Origin of the sequence: Thiomicrospira sp. R3, assembly GCF_029581415.1 — a bacterium.
Lineage (GTDB): Bacteria > Pseudomonadota > Gammaproteobacteria > Thiomicrospirales > Thiomicrospiraceae > Thiomicrospira.
The window spans coordinates 896,017-919,225 of sequence record NZ_CP121121.1 but is presented as its reverse complement, the minus strand read 5'-3'; the positions used below and the strand labels follow the sequence as shown (position 1 = coordinate 919,225).

The 23,209-nt window shown below is 42.0% G+C and carries 24 protein-coding genes and 2 tRNA genes; 19 read left to right on the top strand and 7 right to left on the bottom strand.

All coding sequences use genetic code 11. From position 1 onward, the window contains the following. The first annotated feature begins 64 nt into the window (after window positions 1-64). Together P8S55_RS04630 and P8S55_RS04625 are read left to right on the top strand one after the other, a co-directional pair. Entirely contained in the window at window positions 65-1,003 is a 939-nt protein-coding gene (locus tag P8S55_RS04630; protein ID WP_289225110.1) for a phosphoribulokinase, read from the top strand. Between the two features lie 191 nt (window positions 1,004-1,194). Next, window positions 1,195-1,428 (top strand): response regulator, encoded by a 234-nt coding sequence (locus P8S55_RS04625; protein WP_289225109.1) that lies wholly within the window; start codon window positions 1,195-1,197, stop codon window positions 1,426-1,428. Here P8S55_RS04625 and P8S55_RS04620 read toward each other — a convergent pair. Beyond that, entirely contained in the window at window positions 1,425-1,808 is a 384-nt protein-coding gene (locus P8S55_RS04620) for an RNA-binding S4 domain-containing protein (protein ID WP_289225108.1), read from the bottom strand. The genes P8S55_RS04625 and P8S55_RS04620 overlap by 4 nt on opposite strands. 12 nt (window positions 1,809-1,820) lie before the next feature. Beyond that, window positions 1,821-2,741: an oxygen-dependent coproporphyrinogen oxidase gene (hemF, locus tag P8S55_RS04615; protein ID WP_289225107.1), complete on the bottom strand. Its 921-nt coding sequence runs from the start codon at window positions 2,739-2,741 to the stop codon at window positions 1,821-1,823. Window positions 2,742-2,852: 111 nt separating this feature from the next. Between hemF and P8S55_RS04610 the strand changes: the two genes are divergently transcribed. Beyond that, a complete protein-coding gene (locus tag P8S55_RS04610) occupies window positions 2,853-3,683 on the top strand; it encodes a M48 family metallopeptidase (RefSeq protein WP_289225106.1) in 831 nt (276 codons plus the stop codon). Here P8S55_RS04610 and yihA read toward each other — a convergent pair. Beyond that, the gene (yihA, locus tag P8S55_RS04605; RefSeq protein WP_289225105.1) at window positions 3,680-4,291 is read right to left on the bottom strand and encodes a ribosome biogenesis GTP-binding protein YihA/YsxC; all 612 of its coding nucleotides are present in this window, start codon (window positions 4,289-4,291) and stop codon (window positions 3,680-3,682) included. The two genes, P8S55_RS04610 and yihA, sit on opposite strands and share 4 nt — an antisense overlap. A gap of 177 nt (window positions 4,292-4,468) precedes the next feature. Here yihA and P8S55_RS04600 point away from each other — a divergent pair, with 177 nt between their 5' ends. Genes P8S55_RS04600 through P8S55_RS04585 form a run of 4 tightly spaced genes read left to right on the top strand, consistent with a single transcriptional unit; the run spans window position 4,469 to window position 9,931 of the window. After that, window positions 4,469-6,463: a cytochrome c biogenesis protein ResB gene (locus P8S55_RS04600; protein ID WP_289225104.1), complete on the top strand. Its 1,995-nt coding sequence runs from the start codon at window positions 4,469-4,471 to the stop codon at window positions 6,461-6,463. A gap of 21 nt (window positions 6,464-6,484) precedes the next feature. After that, a complete protein-coding gene (gene ccsB / locus P8S55_RS04595) occupies window positions 6,485-7,651 on the top strand; it encodes a c-type cytochrome biogenesis protein CcsB (protein ID WP_289225103.1) in 1,167 nt (388 codons plus the stop codon). Between the two features lie 9 nt (window positions 7,652-7,660). Further along, the gene (locus P8S55_RS04590) at window positions 7,661-8,278 is read left to right on the top strand and encodes a thiol:disulfide interchange protein DsbA/DsbL (RefSeq protein WP_289225102.1); all 618 of its coding nucleotides are present in this window, start codon (window positions 7,661-7,663) and stop codon (window positions 8,276-8,278) included. 9 nt (window positions 8,279-8,287) lie between these two features. Next, window positions 8,288-9,931: an acetolactate synthase large subunit gene (locus P8S55_RS04585; RefSeq protein ID WP_289225101.1), complete on the top strand. Its 1,644-nt coding sequence runs from the start codon at window positions 8,288-8,290 to the stop codon at window positions 9,929-9,931. A gap of 11 nt (window positions 9,932-9,942) precedes the next feature. Here the strand turns inward: P8S55_RS04585 and P8S55_RS04580 are convergent, their stop codons facing one another. Continuing rightward, the gene (locus tag P8S55_RS04580) at window positions 9,943-10,506 is read right to left on the bottom strand and encodes a nitroreductase family protein (RefSeq protein ID WP_289225100.1); all 564 of its coding nucleotides are present in this window, start codon (window positions 10,504-10,506) and stop codon (window positions 9,943-9,945) included. Window positions 10,507-10,811: 305 nt separating this feature from the next. On the opposite strand from P8S55_RS04580, the gene P8S55_RS04575 reads away from it, so the two are divergent. From P8S55_RS04575 to mnmE, 3 genes are read left to right on the top strand one after another with little or no spacing between them, the layout of a single operon-like run. Next, entirely contained in the window at window positions 10,812-11,735 is a 924-nt protein-coding gene (locus P8S55_RS04575) for a hydrogen peroxide-inducible genes activator (protein ID WP_289225099.1), read from the top strand. Window positions 11,736-11,747: 12 nt separating this feature from the next. Beyond that, a complete protein-coding gene (locus P8S55_RS04570; protein ID WP_289225098.1) occupies window positions 11,748-12,473 on the top strand; it encodes an MlaA family lipoprotein in 726 nt (241 codons plus the stop codon). Next, entirely contained in the window at window positions 12,454-13,833 is a 1,380-nt protein-coding gene (mnmE, locus tag P8S55_RS04565) for a tRNA uridine-5-carboxymethylaminomethyl(34) synthesis GTPase MnmE (RefSeq protein WP_289225097.1), read from the top strand. Before P8S55_RS04570 ends, mnmE begins: the two co-directional genes overlap by 20 nt. 198 nt (window positions 13,834-14,031) lie before the next feature. Here mnmE and P8S55_RS04560 read toward each other — a convergent pair. The 3 genes from P8S55_RS04560 to P8S55_RS04550 all read right to left on the bottom strand — a co-directional run bounded on the left by P8S55_RS04560 (window position 14,032) and on the right by P8S55_RS04550 (window position 14,537). Next, window positions 14,032-14,115 (bottom strand) — tRNA-Leu (locus P8S55_RS04560). A gap of 40 nt (window positions 14,116-14,155) precedes the next feature. Beyond that, window positions 14,156-14,231, bottom strand: a tRNA-Phe gene (locus tag P8S55_RS04555). Between the two features lie 183 nt (window positions 14,232-14,414). Then, window positions 14,415-14,537: a hypothetical protein gene (locus P8S55_RS04550; protein ID WP_289225096.1), complete on the bottom strand. Its 123-nt coding sequence runs from the start codon at window positions 14,535-14,537 to the stop codon at window positions 14,415-14,417. Between the two features lie 71 nt (window positions 14,538-14,608). Here P8S55_RS04550 and P8S55_RS04545 point away from each other — a divergent pair, with 71 nt between their 5' ends. From P8S55_RS04545 to P8S55_RS04505, 9 genes are all read left to right on the top strand, one after another. Then, on the top strand, window positions 14,609-14,836 hold the full coding sequence (locus P8S55_RS04545) for a PDDEXK family nuclease (RefSeq protein WP_289225095.1): 228 nt from the start codon (window positions 14,609-14,611) through the stop codon (window positions 14,834-14,836). Between the two features lie 275 nt (window positions 14,837-15,111). Next, a complete protein-coding gene (locus P8S55_RS04540) occupies window positions 15,112-15,462 on the top strand; it encodes a P-II family nitrogen regulator (protein ID WP_289225094.1) in 351 nt (116 codons plus the stop codon). Beyond that, window positions 15,462-15,863, top strand: coding sequence for a CBS domain-containing protein (locus tag P8S55_RS04535; RefSeq protein WP_289225093.1), 402 nt, complete (start codon window positions 15,462-15,464; stop codon window positions 15,861-15,863). Before P8S55_RS04540 ends, P8S55_RS04535 begins: the two co-directional genes overlap by 1 nt. Window positions 15,864-15,869: 6 nt before the next feature. Continuing rightward, window positions 15,870-17,372 (top strand): DUF1538 domain-containing protein, encoded by a 1,503-nt coding sequence (locus P8S55_RS04530; protein WP_289225092.1) that lies wholly within the window; start codon window positions 15,870-15,872, stop codon window positions 17,370-17,372. Between the two features lie 24 nt (window positions 17,373-17,396). Next, complete coding sequence (locus P8S55_RS04525; RefSeq protein WP_289225091.1) at window positions 17,397-19,130, top strand: DUF1538 domain-containing protein; 1,734 nt, start codon at window positions 17,397-17,399, stop codon at window positions 19,128-19,130. A 9-nt stretch (window positions 19,131-19,139) separates the two neighbouring features. After that, a complete protein-coding gene (locus tag P8S55_RS04520; RefSeq protein ID WP_289225090.1) occupies window positions 19,140-19,517 on the top strand; it encodes a P-II family nitrogen regulator in 378 nt (125 codons plus the stop codon). Between the two features lie 9 nt (window positions 19,518-19,526). Continuing rightward, window positions 19,527-19,955 (top strand): hypothetical protein, encoded by a 429-nt coding sequence (locus tag P8S55_RS04515; protein WP_289225089.1) that lies wholly within the window; start codon window positions 19,527-19,529, stop codon window positions 19,953-19,955. An 85-nt stretch (window positions 19,956-20,040) separates the two neighbouring features. Then, window positions 20,041-22,164, top strand: coding sequence for an EcoAI/FtnUII family type I restriction enzme subunit R (gene hsdR, locus P8S55_RS04510; RefSeq protein WP_289225088.1), 2,124 nt, complete (start codon window positions 20,041-20,043; stop codon window positions 22,162-22,164). A gap of 29 nt (window positions 22,165-22,193) precedes the next feature. Further along, window positions 22,194-23,189 (top strand): virulence RhuM family protein/type II toxin-antitoxin system death-on-curing family toxin, encoded by a 996-nt coding sequence (locus tag P8S55_RS04505; protein WP_289225087.1) that lies wholly within the window; start codon window positions 22,194-22,196, stop codon window positions 23,187-23,189. Window positions 23,190-23,209: the final 20 nt, after the last annotated feature.

The following is a 23,209-nucleotide window of genomic DNA, read 5'->3' as shown; positions in this document are numbered from 1 at the left end:
TTTAATTTATAGCAAGCAGGCCTGCTTTACAAGCGCTGCTTATTTCACTAAGAAAGGAGGCATTATGTCCGCAATTCACCCTATCGTAACGGTAACAGGCTCATCTGGTGCTGGTACATCATTTGTTAAACGTGCTGTAGAACAAATTTTTGCACGTGAAAAACTGAATGCTGCGATTATCGAAGGCGATAGTTTTCATAAATATGACCGCATTACCATGCGTGAAAAAGTGGCTGCAAGTAAAGCAGAAGCCTGTTCACGTGTTTTAACCCACTTTTCTGAACATGCCAATGAATTTGCTAAATTAGAAGAGTTATTTGCTCAATACCGCGAAACAGGTACGGGTAAACGTCGTTATTATATCCACAGCGATGAAGAAGCCGCTGAACTAAACGCACGCCTAGGCACAAACCTAAAACCCGGTGAATTCACGCCCTGGGAAGATATTCCTGAAGGCACAGACGTGCTGTTTTATGAAGGTTTGCATGGCATGGTAAAACGTAAAGACCACGGCCCAGCAGAAGGCATGCATGACGTAGCCCAGTATGTTGATCTAGGTATTGGCGTATGCCCAGTGGTCAATATTGAATGGATGCAGAAAATCTATCGTGATACCTCTGAACGCCCTTATTCTGTTGGTCAGGTTCGTGGCGTAATTCTTGAACGTATGGAAGATTATATTGAGTACATCGTGCCGCAGTTCCACCGTACCCACATTAATTTCCACCGCGTACCCTTAGTGGATACCTCAGATCCGTTTTCAACTTTAAAAGATGAAGCGGCATTAGTTCCTGAGCCTAGAAATTCACTTATGGTTACTCATGTACGTCATCAACAAGTTGACCTACAAGCGATTGCAAACAAAATCCCTGGCGCATGGTTACAAACGCCAGAAACCCTAGTTTATAACTCAGAGCATATGGTACTAGCGATGGATTTATTGATGTCGCCGATCATCCATAACCTTGTTGAGAAAAAACGCTATGCCTTAGCCAAAGCCTAAGTTAGTCCGCTAACAAACTATTTAGAGGTTAACTAACCTCTAAATAGTTCTTTAAACTGTATTGCACATTTTCCCTGCCTTTTCTATTAAAATCTCCAAACTCATTTTTAAAACCCAAGTAAAGTTAAACTTGAAAACCAAGTTGAACACTAGAGTGTTTTATATTCTCCATCAACTAGCAGATGCGTCCTATGACTAAATTATTAATTGTTGTTGATGATGAGCGGGCCATTTTAAAACTTTTAAAATGGCGCTTAGAAATGGCAGGCTATCAGCTAGATAACGCTTTAAGTGCAAATAAGGCGCTCGAAAAAATTCAAACGGGCATTTTTGATTTAGTACTTACTGATATTCGTATGCCAACAATAGATGGTTTAAATTTGATAGAAACCATCAAACAACACAAAGCAATCTACCTTGTTTAGTAATCGAAACCAACAAATGTTTCTATCTGACGACGTTCGCGTTTAGTCGGACGTCCCTTACCTTTTTCACGATAACCTACCAATGCCATATCCGCAGTAGGTTTGCGCTGGAGTAACTCCTCGTTGACCAGTTCATAGAGCTGTTGAGCTTGCTCGGCCGAACCTCGTTTATCGGATAACACCACTACCCTTACCTCGACCTTACGGTGTGCTTGGGTAATTTTCAGTTTATCCCCCACCACAAGGGTTTTACTCGCTTTAGGTTTGCTGCCGTTCAGTTCGATTTTGCCACCTTTTAGCGCTTCAGAAGCCACACCACGGGTTTTAAAAAACCGCGCGGCCCACAACCATTTATCACATCGAATTTTATCTTGTTCCATGATCAGGCCTTGTTAACTCAACCACTCGCGCGGCGTTAAATAATCATAAAGTTTGGCTTCTTCTGTTTCGGGTTCGGGTTGGTAGTCGTATTTCCAAGCCGCCAGCGGTGGCATGGACATCAGTATCGACTCCGTACGCCCACCGGTTTGCAATCCAAACAGCGTGCCACGGTCAAAGACCAAATTAAATTCAGCATAACGCCCACGACGATACAGTTGAAAATCACGTTCACGTTCACCGTATTCCACCGCTTTACGCTTTGCCATAATCGGGCGATAGGCTTGGATAAAATGATCGCCGACAGAGCGCATAAACGCAAAGCAAGTTTCAAAATCCCAGTGGTTAAGGTCATCATAAAACAGGCCGCCGACCCCTCGGGTTTCATTACGATGTTTGAGATAAAAATACTCATCACACCATTTTTTGTATTTTAGGTAAATATCATCACCAAACGGGTCACAGGCATTTTTAGACATTTGATGCCAGTGTTTAACGTCTTCATCAAACGGATAAAACGGCGTTAAATCAAAGCCACCACCAAACCACCAAACCGGCTCTTCACCCTCTTTCTCAGCAATAAATAAACGTACATTGGCATGGGAGGTCGGAATATAGGGGTTGCGTGGATGAATCACCAGCGACACGCCTAGCGCTTGAAACGAACGACCCGCCAACTCAGGACGGTGAGCCGTGGCAGACGCTGGCAAGGTTTTGCCTCGCACATGGGAGAAGTTTACACCACCCTTTTCAATTACCGCCCCGTTTTCCATTACGCGTGAGCGGCCACCACCGGTTAAGCCCATTGCACCTTCTTCGCCTACGCGCTCCCAAGCGTCAATAATAAAGTCCTTGCTGCCATCTTCCTCAGCCAGTTGCGCACAAATGTCATCCTGCAAAGCTAAAAGATAGTGTTTTACCTGTTCAATATTCACTTAGACTGTTTCCCTTCTCATAATGTTTAGGTAGATTATAAAGCGCTGTTAAGTTTTGCCCAACCTTGTTTTGATTTAAAATAACCGTACAGCTAAATTGGAGGCTCTAAAATGGTTTTTAAATGGATTTCGGTGGTATTTATTGCTTTGATGTTAACCAGTTGTGCTATCACCAACACAACCCAATCAGGCCTGGTTGGTATTGATCGTAAACAAACATTTTTGGTATCCCAAAAAGAGATGATCGAGGCGGGTCAACAAGCCTATAGTCAAGTTCTCGCTCAAGCCAAAGAAGAAGGCAAACTGAATACAGACAAACCGCTTTATTCGCGGTTACAAACTATTCTAACTACCATGGTTCCTCATACTGCTCACTTTCGCACGGATGCTGTCGATTGGGATTGGGAAGTAAATTTAATTGAAGAGGACACCATCAATGCGTGGATTATGCCAGGGGGTAAGATTATGTTTTATACAGGTATTATCAATCAGCTCAATTTAAATGATGATGAAATTGCTGCAATTATGGGCCACGAAATGGCTCATGACTTACGTGAGCATGCCCGAGAACGTGTTTCGCAGGCCGCAGCAACTCAACTCGGTTTAAGTATTGTAGGTCAACTTACAGGCGCACAAGCGGTTACATTGGACATTACAGGCGCGTTATTAAATGTCGGTATCCTATTGCCTTATAGCCGAGTGCACGAGGTTGAGGCCGATCGAATTGGAATTGAGCTCGCCGCAATGGCGGGTTATAACCCTTCTGCAGCCATCGATATTTGGAACCGAATGGCCGAATTGTCTAAAGGCAACCAACCGCCCGAATTCTTAAGTACACACCCATCTTATGATTCGCGTATTAAAGACCTAACTAAATATTCTGCTCGGCTAATGCCTATTTATGAAGAAGCTCGCAAAAAACGCATAGCCAACTCACCTTAAGCCTGGCGTTCGAATTCCATCCACTCATCAAGTTTAGACCAGGCCTGGTCTAAACCCTGCTTGTTAAGCGATGAAAACAACTGTGCACTCGCTTGAGGATAATCTTGTTTTAAGGTTTTTTGTAATCCTAGTAAAGATTGGCTAGCTTGATTCTTACTCAGCTTATCGGATTTAGTTAATAAAATATGAACCGCTAAATTAAGATCTTTTGTCCAATCCAGCATCATTACATCAAGCGGCTGTAAAGGATGACGGACATCCATCATTAAAACTAGCCCTTTTAACGCTTCACGTTTTTCAATATATTCAGCCAGGCCTGCTTCCCATAGTTTTTTAACATTGACATTAACCTTAGCAAAACCATAACCAGGTAAGTCAATTAAACTGCGTTGTTCATCCAACTGAAAAAAGTTAATCATTTGAGTTCGCCCCGGCGTTTTACTTGTCCGTGCCAGACTTTTTTGTGAGCTAAGAACATTCAATGCACTTGATTTACCGGCATTTGATCGACCTGCGAACGCGACTTCATAACCGATATCTTCAGGGCAATGGCTTAAATTTGGCGCGCTCTTTAAATAGGTCGCTTTTTGATAAAGTGGATGTTGCATTTATAAATAATCCTTTAGTGTTCCCTTTTTAATCCTTATTAACCTAGCTAAACGGGTTTTATAATTCTCTACACGAACACTAGGTTAATAACATGTGAGTCTTTAACTCTTGCGCCTAGAAGTATATACTCTTCTACCTGCATTTTTTTATTAGCATAAAACAAAAGATTAGAAACTATGACTGAGCAGAACAAAAAACTTAAACCTTCACGCAAACCCAATGTTTGGCTTGAATTTTTAGGGTCTATGAACCTAGCAATAACACTTTTGGTTATGCTGGCTATAGCTTCAGTTATCGGGACTGTTTTACAACAATATCAACCCGTTCAAGACTATATTATAAAGTTTGGCCCTTTTTGGTATGAGGTTTATCGCAGTTTAGCGCTTTATGATGTGTATGGTGCCGCATGGTTTATGATAGTTCTACTGTTTTTGTTGATATCAACTGGCGTGTGCGTTACCCGGAATACGCCGATTTTTATCAAAGACATGAAAGAATATAGCGAAAAACTATCGATCAATGCCCTCAAGCATCAACCAAATCACACCCAATTTGCAGTCGCTGGTGATTTTGAACAACAAAAAGCCTATGCCAGTGAGTTTTTAAAACACGAAGGCTTTAAAACACGCATTAACCAACGTGATGATGGCTCGGTTACTGTAGCGGGTCTAAAAGGACATTGGAATCGGCTCGGTTACTTTTTCAGCCATATATCGATCATTATTATCTGTATTGGTGCGTTAATGGATAGTAATATTTATTTAAAATACTTCGAGTTAACAGGAAGTTTACAGGCTGAAACTCGAAATGTACCTCTGAGTGAAGTGGACAAACGTGCCTGGTTACCACCATCTAACTTTTCTTATCGCGGTAGCGTCAATATCACCGAAGGTCGTGATGCCGATGTTGTGTTTTTGCCTTGGAATGAGGGCTATCTAGTCCAACAATTACCCTTCCGCATTGAAGTCAAAGCCTTCCGAGTTGATTATTATGACAACGGTATGCCGCGTACCTATGCAAGTGATCTAGTGTTGTTTTCTGATGATCTTGACGAACCTATTGAAAAAACCATTGAAGTAAATCACCCTCTTTATTACAAAAACTATGCAATTTATCAATCTTCCTATGGCGATGGTGGCTCCTTAGTTAATTTTAATGTTTATGCTTTAGCATCACCCATGGTGAGCACTACTGTAGTTGAATCAGCGATAAACCGTCATGAATCCTTGACTACCCCTGCTGGTCGCTTCCGTGTTGAATTTAATGATTTCAAACTTCACAATATTGTGCCTCTCAGCGAAGAAGATGCCTTAGCGACAGGACGTAAAGTGAAAAATAACGGCCCAAGTGTATTGTTTCGTGTAAGAAACGAAGAAGGTCGCGCTTGGGAATATGAAAATTACATGATTCCTGATCTGCAAGAGGGTCGGTGGTTTTATATGAGTGGCATTCGTACAACCGTGGCGGATGATTTTCGTTACTTATTTATCCCCGCAGATGATCTTAGAACCAAAAAACGTTTCTTTGAGTTTTTGGCACTGATTAACAATGCACCCAAGGCCGATCGTATATATCGTCAAGCGATGCCTAAACCAATTGAAATGGAACGTGCGAATTATGAAATACATATGCAACTCATGCAACAACTAGTCAAACTCTTCCGCGAAACAGGTTTTGATGGTATTAGCCATTTTATCCAGACAAATGTTCCCCAAGACCAACAAGAAGAAGTAGCGGCCTTTTACTTTGGACAATTAGCAAATTCTCTGCAAACCCTTTATCTTCATGTATTAGAGCAAGAGGGCGTTGAGATTAACGAACAAGGCGACATTAGCGAAACCCATCAGGTTTGGTTTGAAGATGCGATTACGGCCATTGGTAGCCTTAATCGTTATGGCCCAGCGATGTTTTTTGAAATGACTAGTTTTGATCAACGTTGGTCAACCGGTTTACAAATCACCAAATCACCTGGGAAAAATGTTGTGTATTTTGGTAGTGCACTACTTACTCTGGGTATCTTCTTTATGTTTTATGTTCGTCAACGTCGTGTTTGGATTCATTTAAAACGCAATGGCGAACAAACCGATATAACGATTGCAGGGCGCGACAACCGAAAACTTCCGGAAACAGATGAAGAGTTTGAAAAACTCGTTACCAACTTTAGGGCTTAATAGTTAAGAGGCGGCTACATTATGGATATGACAATAAAAAAACAAACCTTTTTAGAGATTTTTACCCCCAGAGACATAATCTGGACACTGGCTCTCTTTATTGGTTCAATCATCGCTTGGCAAGTGTATCAAGATCAAATGGATATTTATGAGGTCTATATCCTATTCGGTACAGCGCTATCTGCTGTTTGGTTAGGCTGGTACTGGCGCAGCTTTCAAACATTTAGTTATGTAGTAACGGCAATCAGTTTACTCGCTATATGGATGTATGCCCGTAATGACTTCGACTATGAAGCGCAAAACCACGTATTTCTTCTAAAATATTTAATTTCTAGCCAAGCCGCGATTATGTGGATGAATTTCTTAGTGCTAGTAGTTACCGTGACCTATTTCTTTGCCTTATTTAGAGATTCGGCGTTTGTCTACAAGCTCTCAACCTTTATTGCTTGGACAGCCGCCACCCTCGGATTTGTCGGTTTAATGGTGCGCTGGAAGGAATCTCATATAATTCATCCAGATTTTGGCCATATTCCGGTCAGCACCTTGTACGAAGTGTTTATCCTGTTTATTGTAATGACGATACTTATGTACCTATATTATGAGCAAAAATTTAAAACGCGCGCAATGGGCGGGTTTGTAATGATTGTTATGAGCATATCGGTATTGTTTGTACTTTGGTATGTGTTCGATCGCCAAGCGCATGAAATTCAACCGCTAATTCCTGCACTACAAAGCTGGTGGATGAAAATACATGTTCCCACTAACTTTATCGGTTACGGTGGATTTTCTATTGCAGCGATGGTAGGTTTAGCCATGCTATTGCGTTTGTCCATTGAAAAACGCAGCCCAAATAATAAACTACTCACAGCACTGCCTAGCCATCAAATCATGGACGACATAATGTATCGTGCAATTGCCATTGGCTTTGCTTTTTTCACTATCGCCACTATTTTAGGTGCGATGTGGGCGGCAGAAGCTTGGGGCGGTTACTGGTCTTGGGATCCAAAAGAAACCTGGGCATTAATTGTTTGGCTTAACTATGCCGCTTGGTTGCATATTCGTATGACCAAAGGATGGCACGGTGCACCAATGGCTTGGTGGGCTATAGTAGGTTTATTTATTACCACTTTTGCTTTCTTAGGCGTAAATATCTTCTTGTCAGGTTTACATTCGTATGGTGAACTCTAGGAGCAAACTATGCTTAGACGACGTTTATTACAACTAAGCGGACTCGCCTTTTTAGGCGGGTTAAGCAAGCAGGCCTGGTCATCTGTTCGACCAGGGGTTGATTATAAAAACCTGCGCCAAATACAATCGATTGCGCCTCATAAAAAACAAGTAACCGAAGTGTTTTTTTACGGCTGCCCACATTGTTACAATTTACAAGAAAGTCTTTATCAATGGCTGCGAGCTAAACCTCGAGACGTTCACTTTGAACGTCTACCGGCGGTTTTAAATAACCCAAGTTGGGTGTTTATGGCCAAGGTTTATTATGCCGCTGAAGACTTGGGGATTATTGAACGATCAAACCTTGCGTTTTTTGAAGCCCTGCATCGTGACAAATTACCCTTGACTAATTTAGCCTCTATCGCTAAATTTCACAGTCAATTTGGCGTGACCGAACAGGCCTTTATTGATAGCTTTAACTCCTTTAAGGTTGATCAGGCGGTACGTCGTGCTCAGCGTTTAACTGAAGCCTTTGGAATTGATGGCGTTCCTAGTATTGTGGTCAATGGTAAATTTATGACCAGCCTCTCAATGAGTGGTGGCCAAGAAAAACTTTGGCAAAACGTAGATCAATTGTTAGAACTTTAGGAAGCCACTATGCAAGCTGCTAAATTGTTTGTTAAATGCCTTGAAAAAGAAGGTGTAGAGTATATTTTCGGTATTCCTGGTGAGGAAAATCTTGATCTTGTTGATGCATTGCTCGACTCGGATATTGAATTTATCACCACTCGCCATGAACAAGGCGCGGCGTTTATGGCGGATGTCTATGGTCGCTTAACTGGCAAAGCAGGGGTTTGTTTATCAACCTTAGGGCCAGGTGCTACCAACCTCGTTACGGGTGTGGCGGATGCCAATATGGACAACGCACCTCTTGTTGCGATTGCTGGTCAGGCCGCTACCAGTCGAATGCACAAAGAATCCCACCAAGTGGTTGATTTGGTCAGTATGTTTAAACCGATTACCAAATACGCCACCCAAATTTTAGAACCCGAAACCATTCCTGAAGTCATACGCAAAGCCTTTAAGCTCGCCCAAGCCGAAAAACCTGGTGCAAGTTTTATTGATTTCCCAGAAAATATTGCAGAAATGGATACCGATGCCACACCCTTAAAAGTGAACCAAACCTGCTTAACCACCGCCGCCCAACAGCTGATTAAACAAGCGGCACAAACCATTCAACAAGCTAAAAACCCTTTAATATTGGTCGGTAACGGCGCGGTTCGTGCTAAAGCAGGTGGTGAGGTTTATGCCTTTGCTAAACAGCTCAATATTCCAACGGTTAATACCTTTATGGCCAAGGGTGTTATTCCTTTCTTTAGAAATCGCACCGCGATGGGAACGGCGGGTTTACAAAAGGGTGATTATGAAAACTGTGGATTTTCTAAAGCAGACCTGGTGATATGTATTGGTTTTGATATGGTCGAATACCACCCCCATCTTTGGAACCCAAACCACAATCACCAAATTATTCATATCGATACCTTACCCGCTGAAGTAGATTCAAGCTATATGCCGGATATTGAGTTGGTGGGTGATATTGCTAAAAACATTCAATCTTTACGCAGTTTGCTTAATCAAGCTCAAACAATCGAACTTGATCATCCTTTGCGTGATGCCACCAAAAACGAGATGAACCGCTGTGCCAACAGTGACGCCTTCCCGCTGCTTCCACAAAAAATTATCTGGGATTTACGTACCGCTATGAACTATGACGACATCGCTATTTGTGATGTTGGTGCCCATAAAATGTGGATGGCGCGAATGTTCCGCGCTGAAAAACCCAATACATGCATCATCTCTAACGGCTTTGCCGGCATGGGTATTGCCGTGCCAGGAGCCATCGCCGCCAAGTTGGCCTTCCCTGAGCGCGCGATTGTAGCGGTGACCGGAGATGCTGGCTTTATGATGAATTCACAGGAAATCGAAACCGCAATGCGCTGTAACACACCGATTGTTATCTTGATTTGGAATGACAGCCAATATGGACTGATCGAATGGAAACAAAAGCGTAAATATGGCCGTGCCGCTTACATCGATTTTAAAAACCCTGACTTCGTACAATACGCCCAATCCTTTGGTGCTAAAGGCTATCGAATCGAGGCTGCTGATCAACTTCTACCAGTGTTGAAACAAGCGCTACAAGACAATACTGTATCAATTATAGACTGCCCAGTAGACTACTCACAAAACGACCGCCTAACCCAACTTCTCGGAAATATTATTTCTGAAATGCAGTCTTAAACAAGCTGAGTTTACGCAAAATAATAGGTTACTTCTGATCTAGGTTTACGCCTTTGATTAGTCTCACAAGTAGGATAACCCATATATAAAATACCGATAAGCTCTATCTCATCAGGATTAATATCAAGTATTGAAAAGGTTTTTTCTGATTGTAAAATCGGCCCCGTGCTCCATTGCACACCCAGGCCTAATTCTGTCGCCATTAATTGGAAGTTTTGAATTGCGCAGCTACAAGCCGCATAGTCTTCCTTATAAACCACGGGGTTAGATGATTTAACTTGACCCACCAACACCACTGAGGGATTAGCTAAAAAACGCTGACAAGCTTTTTGGTAAATAGCCTGATGTTCTTCTGTATCGGGTTGCGCTCGTTTGTCTGCACGAAGTTGGGCGTAAATTGACATTAGTTTAGCCTTGGTTTGCTCACCGATAACATAAAAACGCCAGGGTTCGGTTAAGCCATGGTTTGGTGCCCAAATTGCAGCATCAAGGCAAAAATTGATACTTTCAATATCGACATGGGTAGTTTGAAATTGATAAGCTGTACGGCGTTTTTTGGCAAGTTTACTAAACATAATAATTCTCAATTTTTAAGTCATATCTATTGTCTATTTTTTCCGCTGCCCTTACAAGCCAATAACTTCTATAATAAGCTGTGGACAACTGTGGACAAGTTTTGGGTATTGAATCTTTCAAAAACTTATCCACAATTCACGCACAAGCCATACCCTAAGCTTAGTGCTATTTTTTAAACAGGTTAGTAACAGGTTAAACAGTTGATTTATATACTATTAACTTCTTTATACCTTTTAAAGCCTTCACCAATAACAACAACAAAAAGAAAACAAAGAATATATAAATACATAATAGGGATAACTAAATGACGCTAAATGAGCTTAAATATATTGTCGCAGTAGCTAAAGAAAAGCATTTCCGTAAAGCATCAGAAGCCTGTTTTGTTAGTCAACCTACTTTAAGTATAGCTATTAAAAAATTTGAAGAAGAAATAGGTGTTGATCTATTTGAAAGAAATAAAAAAGAAATTTTAATAACACCAATAGGTAAACAAATTGTACAATTGGCTGAAGATATATTACAAAAAACTTATTTGATCAAACAATTAGCTAAAGAAGATTTAGGTGATCACAGTGGAGAGGTAAAGTTAGGTGCAATATATACTATCGCGCCTTATCTACTTCCTAAACTTATCCCGCTCTTTCATCAAATGGCTGATAAAACCCCTTTGGTTTTACAAGAAAACTACACCCATATCCTAATTGAAAAACTTCTCAATGGTAAATTAGATTTTGTAATTTTATCCTTACCATTCGAGCATACAAATATTGATACCATTACACTTTATACAGAACCTTTTGTGGTCGCATTGCCCAAAAAACATCCATTGGCTGAACAAACTTCAGTCAGTATGAAACAAATTGAAAATGAAACCTTACTCATGTTAGGAGAAGGCCATTGTTTTAGAGATCAGGTTATTGATGCATTTGGTTACAAAGAACAAATTCAATTTCAAACTCATAAACTACAAAAAACCTTAGATGGAAGCTCATTAGAAACCATCCGCTATATGGTGGCATCAGGAGCAGGGGTAACCATATTACCTTGCAGCTCTGTTCAATCCTATGATGAAGAAATGTTAGCCATTAGGCCTATTTATCCCGCTATACCTCCAAGACAAGTCGCTCTCGCATGGCGAAAAACTTTTCCACGTAAACATTTATTAAAAACTATGATTGATGCCGTTACAAAACTTAAAATTCCTTGTACAATCACAATGGTTCAATAATAAAATTTAATTATGTTTAAAAAAGCCTATTCAATATTATTTTTAATTCTAATTTCACTTAGTTTTCAATCGGTTGCAAAACCTTTTAACCCTGAAGACCGATATGAAAACTTTAACCGTGCAATGTTTGAATTCAATATGGGATTTCACGATTATATAGGTGAACCTGTCAGCAATGCCTATAAAAAAGGTGTACCTAAACCCGCTAGAGATGGCGTATCCAACTTTTTTATTAATTTAAGAATGCCATTGAACATGACCAATAATTTTTTGCAAGGAAACGTAGAAAAAGGCTTAAATGATTTTATGCGCTTTGCACTAAATACGGTATTTGGTTTGGGCGGACTGCTTGATATCGCAACCCCAGCTGGTTTAACTTATGAAAAAACGGATTTTGGTCATACGCTCTACAAATGGGGGGTTTGGCATGAATCAAGTTTTGTAATGATGCCATTTTTAGGTGGGTATACCGTAAGAGATTTATTTGGCAAAGGCGTTGAATATACCCAAGATCCGACCTTTTCTTACATCATACAAACCACGCGAGACGGCCATATAGCCTTTTCTATTGCCGATGGGTTTGATAATTATGTTAAAGTCACCGATCTTGTTGACCTACTAAAAACCATGCCTGATCCCTATGTGTTTTACCGTGAGAGTTATTTTCAACAACGAGGCCGCCAATTAAATGATGGTATAACTCAAATCCAACCGCTTGATGATTTTGACTTTGATTAATCCTATAACCCAATCCACTAACGACACCATTGCTTCAATTGCCACACCGCCAGGTAGAGGTGGAATAGGCATTGTGCGCGTATCAGGGCCACTAGTTAAGCCGATTGCTAGATCAATGCTCAAGAGCCAACCTGTAGTCAGAAAAATCCATTACGGGTGCTTCTATGGCGAAAATGACCAAATCCTTGATCAAGGCATAGCCCTCTATTTCAAAGCACCACATTCTTTTACGGGCGAAGATGTATTAGAGCTTCAAGCTCACGGTGGGCCGATTATCTTACAATGGCTGATAGAACGCGTAATTCAACTTGGTGCACGATTGGCTAGGCCGGGTGAATTTTCACAACAGGCTTTTCTTAACGATAAACTTGATTTAGCTCAAGCAGAAGCGATTGCAGATTTAATAGATGCGTCATCAGAACAAGCCGCACGCAGTGCATTAAAATCACTCCAAGGCGAGTTTTCACAAAAAATTGAACAGTTAGTTGAAGGATTAATCCAACTTCGACTTTATGTCGAAGCAGCGATAGATTTTCCAGAAGAGGAAATTGATTTTTTATCGGATGGTCATGTATCCGGGCAATTACATCAATTAATGCTAACAATACAGCAGGTTTTAAAGTCAGCTCAGCAAGGAGTATTATTGCGAGAAGGCATGTCGGTAGTTATTTTAGGCCGACCCAATGCGGGTAAATCAAGTTTACTGAATGCGCTTAGTGGAAAAGAAAGTGCGATCGTAACTGAAATAGCCGGTACAACGCGTGATATAGTTAAAGAACACATTCATATTGATGGGATGCCTTTACATATTCTTGATACAGCCGGTTTACGTGAAACGGGCGATGAAGTCGAGCAAATAGGCATTGCACGCGCATGGCAAGCGATTGAAACCGCTGATCATGTTTTAGTGATGGTACAGGCGGGCGAAACGATTGATCCCGAAGACCAAGCTATACTTGATAAGTTACCTGAGCAGCTTCCCGTTACATTAATTCGAAATAAAATTGATTTAATAAATGCGCAACCAGGCCTGGTGATAAAAGAAAATAAGACAGAGATTTATCTGTCGGCTAAACATAAAATAGGTTTGGATAAACTAACTCAACATTTAAAACAGTCGATGGGGTTAGAGCAAACCAACGAGGGCGTATTTATGGCACGAAAACGTCATATTGATGCACTTAACCTTGCTCAGCAAGCGTTGATAAACGCCCAGTTTCAATTGGAACACTATGCGGCGGGTGAATGTGTTGCTGAAGACTTGCGTTTAGCGCAAAATGCGTTATCAGAAATTACCGGACGCTTTAGTTCAGATGATTTACTAGGGCGGATTTTTAGTTCGTTTTGCATTGGAAAATAGACATCTTGATAGTGTCGGCTCGTTGCCAGCATAATCGTAAAATTATTTGCGTTTAATTGTTGCAAAGTACCGATAGATTGCTGTGAAATGCAGTGATTTTCGTTAAGTAGCGTGCTATTTAGTCTAGTTATTTACAAAAAATTAGCCAAAAAAAACCCTGAAATCAAGTGGGGGTACTTAATATCAGGGTTTTTTATATGGTGCGAGCGGAGAGACTCGAACTCTCACACCGAGGGCGCCAGAACCTAAATCTGGTGTGTCTACCAATTCCACCACGCTCGCAATTTTTTGAAAATACCTTTAAAAAAGGGATTTCCTAATATGGTGGCTGCACCTGGAATCGAACCAGGGACACACGGATTTTCAATCCGTTGCTCTACCAACTGAGCTATGCAGCCAAATTTCGGTGTGCGCGTATTATAGATACGGGCTTTACCGGTGTCAAATAGTATTTCAAAAATAGTTCAAAATAGTTCAGGGACACCCTAACCACTCATTTCACCAGAAATAAGTGGCGGACTTAATTGATTAAAATTTCTAACAACCAGGCCTGGTGACATTAAGCACGTAGTTAATCTTGGTTATGAAGCAAACCTCGCCATGATTTCTTCCTCAATCGCTTGATAGTTAAGCGCTCTTACGACCTCTTTAGCAACCAAAAGCAGTTCAGACGCTTGATTAAGTGTATAAAAGTGTTTTGCCATTCCGCCATCCAAAATGAATTTAAGATTAATCAACCTTACACAGGGTTACAAAATTATAAGGAATATTCAGTGTGAACAAGCAAGAAAAACAAGATATTTTGCTCAAAGCCCAAAACTGGTTTAGAACATCCATCGTTGTCAATCACATAAAAAATACCGATAAGTTAAAAAACCCTAAAGAGTTTAATATCAATCCATTTATGACGGTATATCTTGCAAACTTTCTAATGGGTAATTCCGATGGAAGGAGTATTGCGAAGGCGCTCAATGCCCCTATATTTGGACACACTAACCCCTAGCGCTCCTGATTAGAAAATTAGTTGTGACGCTTTTGTGCTTCTGTTAAGGGTTTATTACGATAGGCTCTTTCTAAAATGTAGTTTTGGATATCTTTATCCGAAACCAAGAGCGAATGACGTTGCTTAGCAGAATATTTTGAGTTTTTCAAAGGGTTCTTGTGCAAAGGTCTCTTCTAAAATAATTTAAATTAGCTAGAATAAGGAATATAAAAAAATTGATTGTGCTTTAATCAAACTTGTGTCATTCAGTATTATTTCTTAACTAAGAGGTTTTTATGAAATTTGTTGCATTGGTGGTGATCGCCCCTTCAGATTGTGAAACAGCGATAAAAAACGTTGCAAAAGAAGCCGGCGCAGCTGGTGCAACGATTATTGATGCTAAGGGCAGTGGCGTTGAGGAGAAAAAATCATTTTTTTCACTCACCTTTGAAGGTAATCAAACTGTCCTTTTATACGTGCTTGAAGAGGGCATGTCCCGCAGAGTTTTAAAAGCCTTAAAGATTTATATTGATGAAAGTCATAATAATGGCTTAGCCTTCACCACGCCAATTAATCATTTAGTGGGCTTGGATAAAGTGTTGTTACATAATTTTGAGAAAAACATTGAACAACAGGAGCGTTTGTAATGACGGATAAACGAGTATTAGTTGCGGATGTAATGCAAACTGAAGTAGTGACCATTAAACCGCATGCGACCCTTAAAGAAGCTTTAAAGCTGATGAAAGCCCACGGCTTAAAGTCGCTTGTTGTTGATAAAACCTCAGATTGCGATGCCTATGGTATTGTGACCAACTCACAAATTCTTCAACCGATTTTAGTGGAAGAGGGTGATATTGATTTCTTGAATGTGTTTGATGTTTATAACAAACCCGCTTTTTCGGTGTCCTCGCAAATTGACATTAAATATGCCGCTAAGATAATGTTAGAGTTAAATATAAAACGCGTATTGGTGACCGATAACAACGAGCTTAAAGGCGTTTTAAGTGTTACGGATTTGAGCGATCATCTACTTTCGATGGTTGAGTAATGGTTTATGCATGAGATCGTAAAACAACTTAAGCATGCACTATTTGAATCATTTCGTAACATTTTGCCGATTTTAATTATCATTGTCGGCTTTCAGTTATTGGTTTTTCAAACACTACCCGATAATGTGCTCTCGATTGCCATAGGTTTTGTGATTATCATTATTGGGGTGGCGTTTTTCTTGGTTGGCTTGGAGGTCGGGGTGTTTCCGCTAGGAAATTCTTTGTCGAATGAGTTTTTAGAAAAACGCTCGGTGGTATTGTTTACGCTGTTTGGTTTTGCGATCGGGTTTTCCGCGTCGATTGCCGAACCCGCGATAATCGCGGTTGCGCTGCAGGCTGAAGAAATCACCCAGGGTGAGCTTAATGCCTTTACCTTGCGATTGATTATTGCCTGTTCAGTGGGGGCTATTACCGCATTTGGTATTGTCCGCGCTTTGTTTGGCTGGTCTGTGTCAAAAATCATTATTAGTGGCTATATTGTTGTTCTGTTAATTACCTACTTTACGCCAAAAGAAATTATCGGTTTAGCCTATGACTCAGGCGGGGTAGCGACTAATGTGGCGACCGTGCCGCTGATTGTGGCGATTGGTATTGGTATTGCCTCGTCGATTCGCGGGCGCAGTGTATTGCGTGATGGATTTGGTTTCGTGGCGCTGGCGGCGATTACACCGATGATAAGTATTCAGCTGTATGGTATTTTTGTATTGGGTGATGATCTGAGCATGCTGGGTGTGGGTTATGAAAAACCGATTGAAGAAGCTTATTCACTGGCTGATTTTGCACCGATGCTGGTTTTAGCCGGCATCTTTGATACTTTTTTGAATATACTGCCGATATTAATTACGATTTTTATTTTCCAGTTTTTGGTGTTGCGTAAGCGTTTACCGAATCTGTCTCGTGTGGTGATAGGGTTTGTTTTCCTAGTGATTGGTCTTTACGGCTTTATACTTGGGATTAAATTAGGTTTGTTTCCAGTTGGTGAATCGATTGCGGGCAACTTGGTGGATAGGAATAGCTTGTTCTTTATTTTCTTGTTTGCGTTCTTGGTGGGTTTTGGCACAACCATGGCAGAACCCGCCCTGGTTGCGGTGATTAAGCAAGCTGACAAGTATTCAGAGCTGAGTTTAAATGTCACCCTGATCCGTGTGTTAGTGGCGGTCGGTGTGGGTTTTGGCATTTTGTTGGGCACTTACAAAATTGTCCATGGCATGGATATTTGGTTAATGATTACTCTGCTTTACAGTTTAGTGGTGCTGCTGGTATTTTTTGCGCCTAGAGAAATGCACGCGTTTGCGTTTGACCTTGGTGGGGTGACGACGTCTGAAATCACGGTGCCGCTGATTACCGCGTTTGGTATATATTTAGCGAGCAATATTGAAGGGCGCAATATTTTAATGGATGGCTTTGGCTTGATAGCGTTTGCTTCGGTATTCCCCATGATTACGGTACTGGGATACAGTATTTTCGCTAAATGGATGACCAAGCGCGCCAGCCGAGCCTCCCCTTAATTAATTAAATAAATAAGATAAGTTATGGAAAAACAACCAATTCGTTATCATCAAGTGGTTCAAAAAGAGCGGTTTGAAGCCCATTCAATTCGTTATAACGAGTTGGTTGAAACACCTGATTCTGCTTTTCAAAAAATAAAACTTAGTCGCTATGATGCTTGGCGATTACTTAAACCCTATATTTCTGAACGTTTAAGTGACCAGCTTCGTGCCGTGTTGCCTTTATCCATTTATCTTGTTTTATTTCAACTTATTATCCTGCGTCAACCGATTGTCGATGCCGGTATTATTAGTGCAGGCCTGGTTGCGGTGGTGATCGGTTTAATGCTGTTTATCGAGGGGTTAAAACTCGGTTTAATGCCGTTTGGCGAAACTATAGGTAACAAACTGCCGCAAAAATCCAGTTTACCGGTCTTGTTGTTGGTGACGTTTTTACTGGGTATTGGCGTAACCTTTGCCGAACCCTCTATTGGTGCATTGAAAGCGGCGGGCGCAAATGTGATTGCGCAGGATGCGCCTTATCTCTACGCGATGCTCAATATCTATACCGAAACACTGGTGTTAATGGTGGGCGTTGGCGTCGGTCTTGCCGCGCTGATAGGTACTTTGCGGTTTATTTATGACTGGAGTATCAAGCCGCTGATTTTTGCTTCGGTGATTCCAACGCTAGCCTTAACGGTGTATGTCGCACTTAATCCTGAATTAAGCAGTGTGATTGGTTTAGCTTGGGACAGCGGTGCGGTCACCACCGGACCGGTTACTGTGCCCCTAGTCTTAGCCTTAGGAATTGGTATTGCGGCAGCAGCGGGTAGCGGTAAGCAATCAATGAGTGGCTTTGGGATTGTGACCTTGGCCTCGTTGTTTCCGATTCTAGCAGTATTAATATTAGCGTTATATGTCCATTCAGCGATCAGTGTCGATGAAATTCTTGCACATGTGTCTGATATTGAGGTTTTAGAACCGGCTTGGTATCAGATTACGCCTTCAGTCGAGATTATTAATGGTTTGCGTGCGATTGTGCCTTTAATTGCCTTTTTAGGGCTGATTTTGGTGTTTTTGTTGCGTGAAAAACTTGCGAATAGTCGCGTGATTATATTGGGTTTAGGTTTGACTGTTTTAGGGATGATTATTTTTAACTTGGGATTAAGTTATGGGCTTGCCATGTTGGGTGCGCAAACCGGTGCAACCATTCCTGCGGCCTTTGCTGAACTTCAAGGTATCGAGGGTTCACCGTTTTATTGGTATGGCTTGGGTATTGCTATTACGTTATTGTTTGCCTACTTACTGGGCTTTGGCTCAACCCTGGCCGAACCCGCCTTGAATGCCTTGGGCATGACGGTTGAAACCCTCACGAACGGAGCATTTAAAAAGCAAGCGCTCATGTATGCGGTGGCTGTAGGCGTTGGGGGCGGTATTGCTCTGGGTGTGGCGAAGGTGATTTTTGATTGGTCGTTGATTTGGTTGATTTTGCCAGGCTATCTTCTAGCGATGGCTTTAACCATTATTTCCGATGAAAAATACGTCAATATTGCTTGGGATAGCGCGGGGGTGACAACCGGACCGGTGACCGTGCCTTTGGTATTAGCAATGGGTTTGGGCTTGGGGCTGGCCGTGGGGGCGGTTGAAGGTTTTGGTATTTTAGCCTTGGCGTCGATTGGGCCGATTATTACGGTTCAACTCACCGGTTTAGCGATTCGGTTAAAAGTTTGTTTGCAAGAAAAGTGTTATCAAACACTAAACGCAAAATTACAAAGATAGGTTGAAGTGATGAGTATTGAAAAGAAAATGACGCTATTAACTGGCGTGTCTCTGATTACCTGTATGGTGCAAAAAGGCAAGGGCGATGATATTGTTGCGGCAGCACGTGCGGCTGGAGCGCAGGGTGCTTCCATTCATTATGGACGCGGTGCCGGGGTGCGAGATCGTCTTGGATTATTGAGCATAACGGTTGAAGCTGAAAAAGAAGTGATTCAAATTATGGTTTCAGAAGAACAAGAACATGAAGTCTTTGTGCGTATGTATGAGGCAGGGCAGTTGGATACGCCTGGCATGGGAATTATGTATATCACTAAGCTGGATATAGCCGCCGCCTATATTCCACCGCATATTTTGCAACGTATTGAACAACCCCATCACTCTTGCTAGGAAACCATTATGAATCCAATGCTGACCCAGCCTATAACCCTAATTGGCGCAATTATTACGCAAGGTACTTCAACGGAGGTTCTTGGACATATCGAGCCAGACTATATTCTTGCTACCGAGTTTTTAACAGTGCGCAATGAGCAAACCAAAGGTGTTTATTATAGTTGGGAAGACATGGATTTGCTCAAAGTAATTGTACCCGCTGAATATGCTGAACAGGTGTTTGAAGAGCTCTATACTCTTGCTAAAATTGAGCAAACCGAAGGCGCGTATATATATCAACATTCGTTAACAGGTTGTAGCGATTACCAACTGCCCGTTTTGCCCGCTGAAGGCATACCGACCGAAGCCTTAGAAGACATGCAACTTGCCAACGAACTCGGCCTTAGCGAAACCGACATTCAAAACCTAAAACGACTCGTCGAAAACCAAACTTAAGGGTTTAAGCAATAGGCAATAGGCTTGCTCAAACAAGCAGGCCTGGTTAAACTACTTAATCAATAAAAATTTAACCGAGCCGCCCATGCAATCCGAAGCCGACACCCGCGCTAATTACATTGATCCCGCTTTAAATGCCGCTGGCTGGTCAGCCAAACATATCATTCGTGAACATTACTTTACTGACGGTCGAAAAATGGCGGGTGGTGTGCGTGGTCGGCGTTGTTTTGTCGATTACCTGCTGCATAAAGACAACCGCTATTTAGCGATTATCGAAGCCAAAAAAGAATCCGAACATCCCACCAAAGGCCTGCAACAAGCGATTGAATATGCTAAAAAGCTTAAAGTGCGTTTTGTCTATTCAAGCAATGGCAAGCAAACCTACGAGTTTGATTTAACAACCGGGCAGGGAGAGTACATTGAGTTTTATCCCACGCCCCAAATGCTTGAACAACGCTATAGCGGCATCAGCAGTGATATAGGTCAAGACCTCAGACATGTGCCTTTTCACCTAGAAGGCGCGATGCAGCCGCGTTATTACCAAGAGCTGGCGGTGCATGCCGCAACCGATGCAATAGGTCGTGGCGCAGAGCGTGTGCTATTAACGCTGGCGACTGGAACCGGTAAAACCTTTATTGCGTTTCAAATCGTGCATAAGCTGTTTCAAGCACGGTGGAATCGTAATCAATTTGGCGCACGCCGCCCAAGAATATTATTTCTTGCCGACCGTAATATCCTCGCCGATCAAGCGATAAACACCTTCAATCCCTATGAGAAAGACCTGGTCAAAGTCAATGGCGAAGAGGTGCGAAAGCGCAATGGTATCGTGCCCACCAATGCGCATATCTTCTTTGCGATTTACCAAGCAATTGCCGAAAAAGAAAATATTGATGGGTACTACAAGGCCTATCCCGCTGACTTTTTTGATCTGATAATGATTGATGAATGTCATAGAGGCGCCGCCAATGAAGCGGGTTCATGGCGCGCTATTTTGGATCACTTTAGGTGTGCTGTGCATTTAGGGTTAACCGCCACCCCCAAGCGCACCGATAACGTCGATACTTACGACTATTTTGGCCAGCCAGTATTTGAATACTCACTAAAAGACGGCATAAACGACGGCTTTTTAACACCCTACCGCGTCAAGCGTATCCGCACCAACTTAGATGAACTGGTGCTGACTAAAGATGATCTGGTGATTGAAGGCGAAAGTGAACAGGATATTTATCAAGTCGAAGACTACGACCGCAAAATTGTCGTTGATGATCGTACCGAATTGGTCGCCAAAGCGATACTCGACAATATCAGCGCAATGGACAAAACCATCGTGTTTTGCGAAAACCAAAACCACGCCCTGACCATGCGCGACATGATCAATAAACACAAGCGCATTAAAGACCTGCATTATTGCGTGCGCGGTACGCGGGTGTTTGACGGCAAAGACTACTTCTCCATTATTGACTTTAGAGGCGCGACCAATAAATTTTACGATGACGATTGGGACGGCGAGCCAGAACCACCCGTAGCGGGCGGCGTAAAAGAGCCACAACCGCCTTATGGACAAGGCCCTGAAAAGCTTGAACCTCCAATTGGCGGCCCAAAAGACCCGCCGAAAACCCGCTTAAAAATTAAGCTGGGTAAATGCCGCGAGCTAAAAGTCATTGATATTGAAACGCGCTATATTGACGAATACGGCAAACCCCTAACGATTCAAGAGTTTGTAGAGCGGTTAATTCAACAACTACCAGGCCTGTTTAAAACAGTCGATGAACTGCGTCAAATTTGGTCAGACCCCGACCAGCGAGATCAACTGCTACAAAAACTAATTCATGCTGGTTTTGATAAAGAAAAATTGGCTAGATTACGCCGCATGTTCGAGGCCGAAGCCTGCGATATGTTTGACCTTCTCGCTTTTTTAGCATTTGAGCAACCTATGGCAACCCGTAAAGCGCGTGCTGATAAAGTGCGCAGTAACCCAGATTTCTTTGCCCAATACCAACACGAAAAAGCGCAAGACTTCCTGTATTTTGTCCTCGACCGCTACGAGCAAACGGGCGTTACCGAATTGTCACGTGACCGCATTCCAACGCTGATTGAACTCTCAGGACTCGGCACCACCAAAGACGCCTCACACGCCTTCGGCGGCAAACCCGCCTTCCTGCTCTATGCGTTTAAACAACTCCAGCACCAGCTGTACTATGCGGCATAAAAAATAAAAGTAGGTTTAAGGATTAAAAAATGAGCAATCCCATTGAACTATTTAAAACCGATGACGACCAAGTAAGACTTCATGTCTCGCTTGATGGTGAAACGGTATGGTTATCGCAACTGCAGATGGGGCAACTGTTTGATACTACCCCTGAAAACGTTTTGATGCATTTGCAAAATATCTATAAAGATGAAGAGTTAGATAATCAGGCAACAACTAAGGAATTCTTAGTTGTTCGTCAAGAAGGTAAGCGCCAAGTGCGCCGCAGCATTAAACACTATAATCTTGATGCTATTATTTCTGTTGGTTATCGTGTAAGTTCAAAACGTGCGACCCAGTTCCGAAAATGGGCCACCCAAATACTCAACCAATATTTGGTTGAGGGTTACGCACTGAATGAAAAGCGGCTCCAAGAACGTCATATTGAATTTGAACAAGCTATCAACCTGCTAAGCGCCACCCTGACCAATCAAGCACTGGTTAATTTAGAAGGTGAAGCCGTTTTGGACGTGATTAGCGACTACGCGCGCAGTTGGTCGTTGCTTCAAGGGTATGATGAACAAAGCTTAGACGATAATAAAACGCAACAAGCTGCAATGATCCATATTGAGTTGGATCAAGCGCTCGAAGCAATTGCAGCTCTTAAAAAAGAGCTCATTAATAAAGGTGAGGCGACACCTCTATTCGGGCAACTTCGCGGAGATGGCTTAGTATCAGCCCTTGCCACCATAGAACAAGGTTTTGGTGACACGTTGTTTTACCCAAATGTCGCAAGTCGCGCGGCACATCTATTATATTTTGTAATAAAAAATCACCCTTTAGCGGACGGCAATAAACGCTCAGGTTCATTTTTGTTTTTATGGTATTTGCGATTGAATCAAAGGTTTTTAGCAAAACCTGTCGAGCAGTTAATCAATGACAATACACTAGTGGCCTTGGCATTACTGGTCGCTGAAAGCAAACCCGACCAAAAAGAACTGATTATTCGCCTAATAGAGCATTTTGTACAGCTGAAAGTTAAATAATAAAAGAGGGCAGGCTTTAA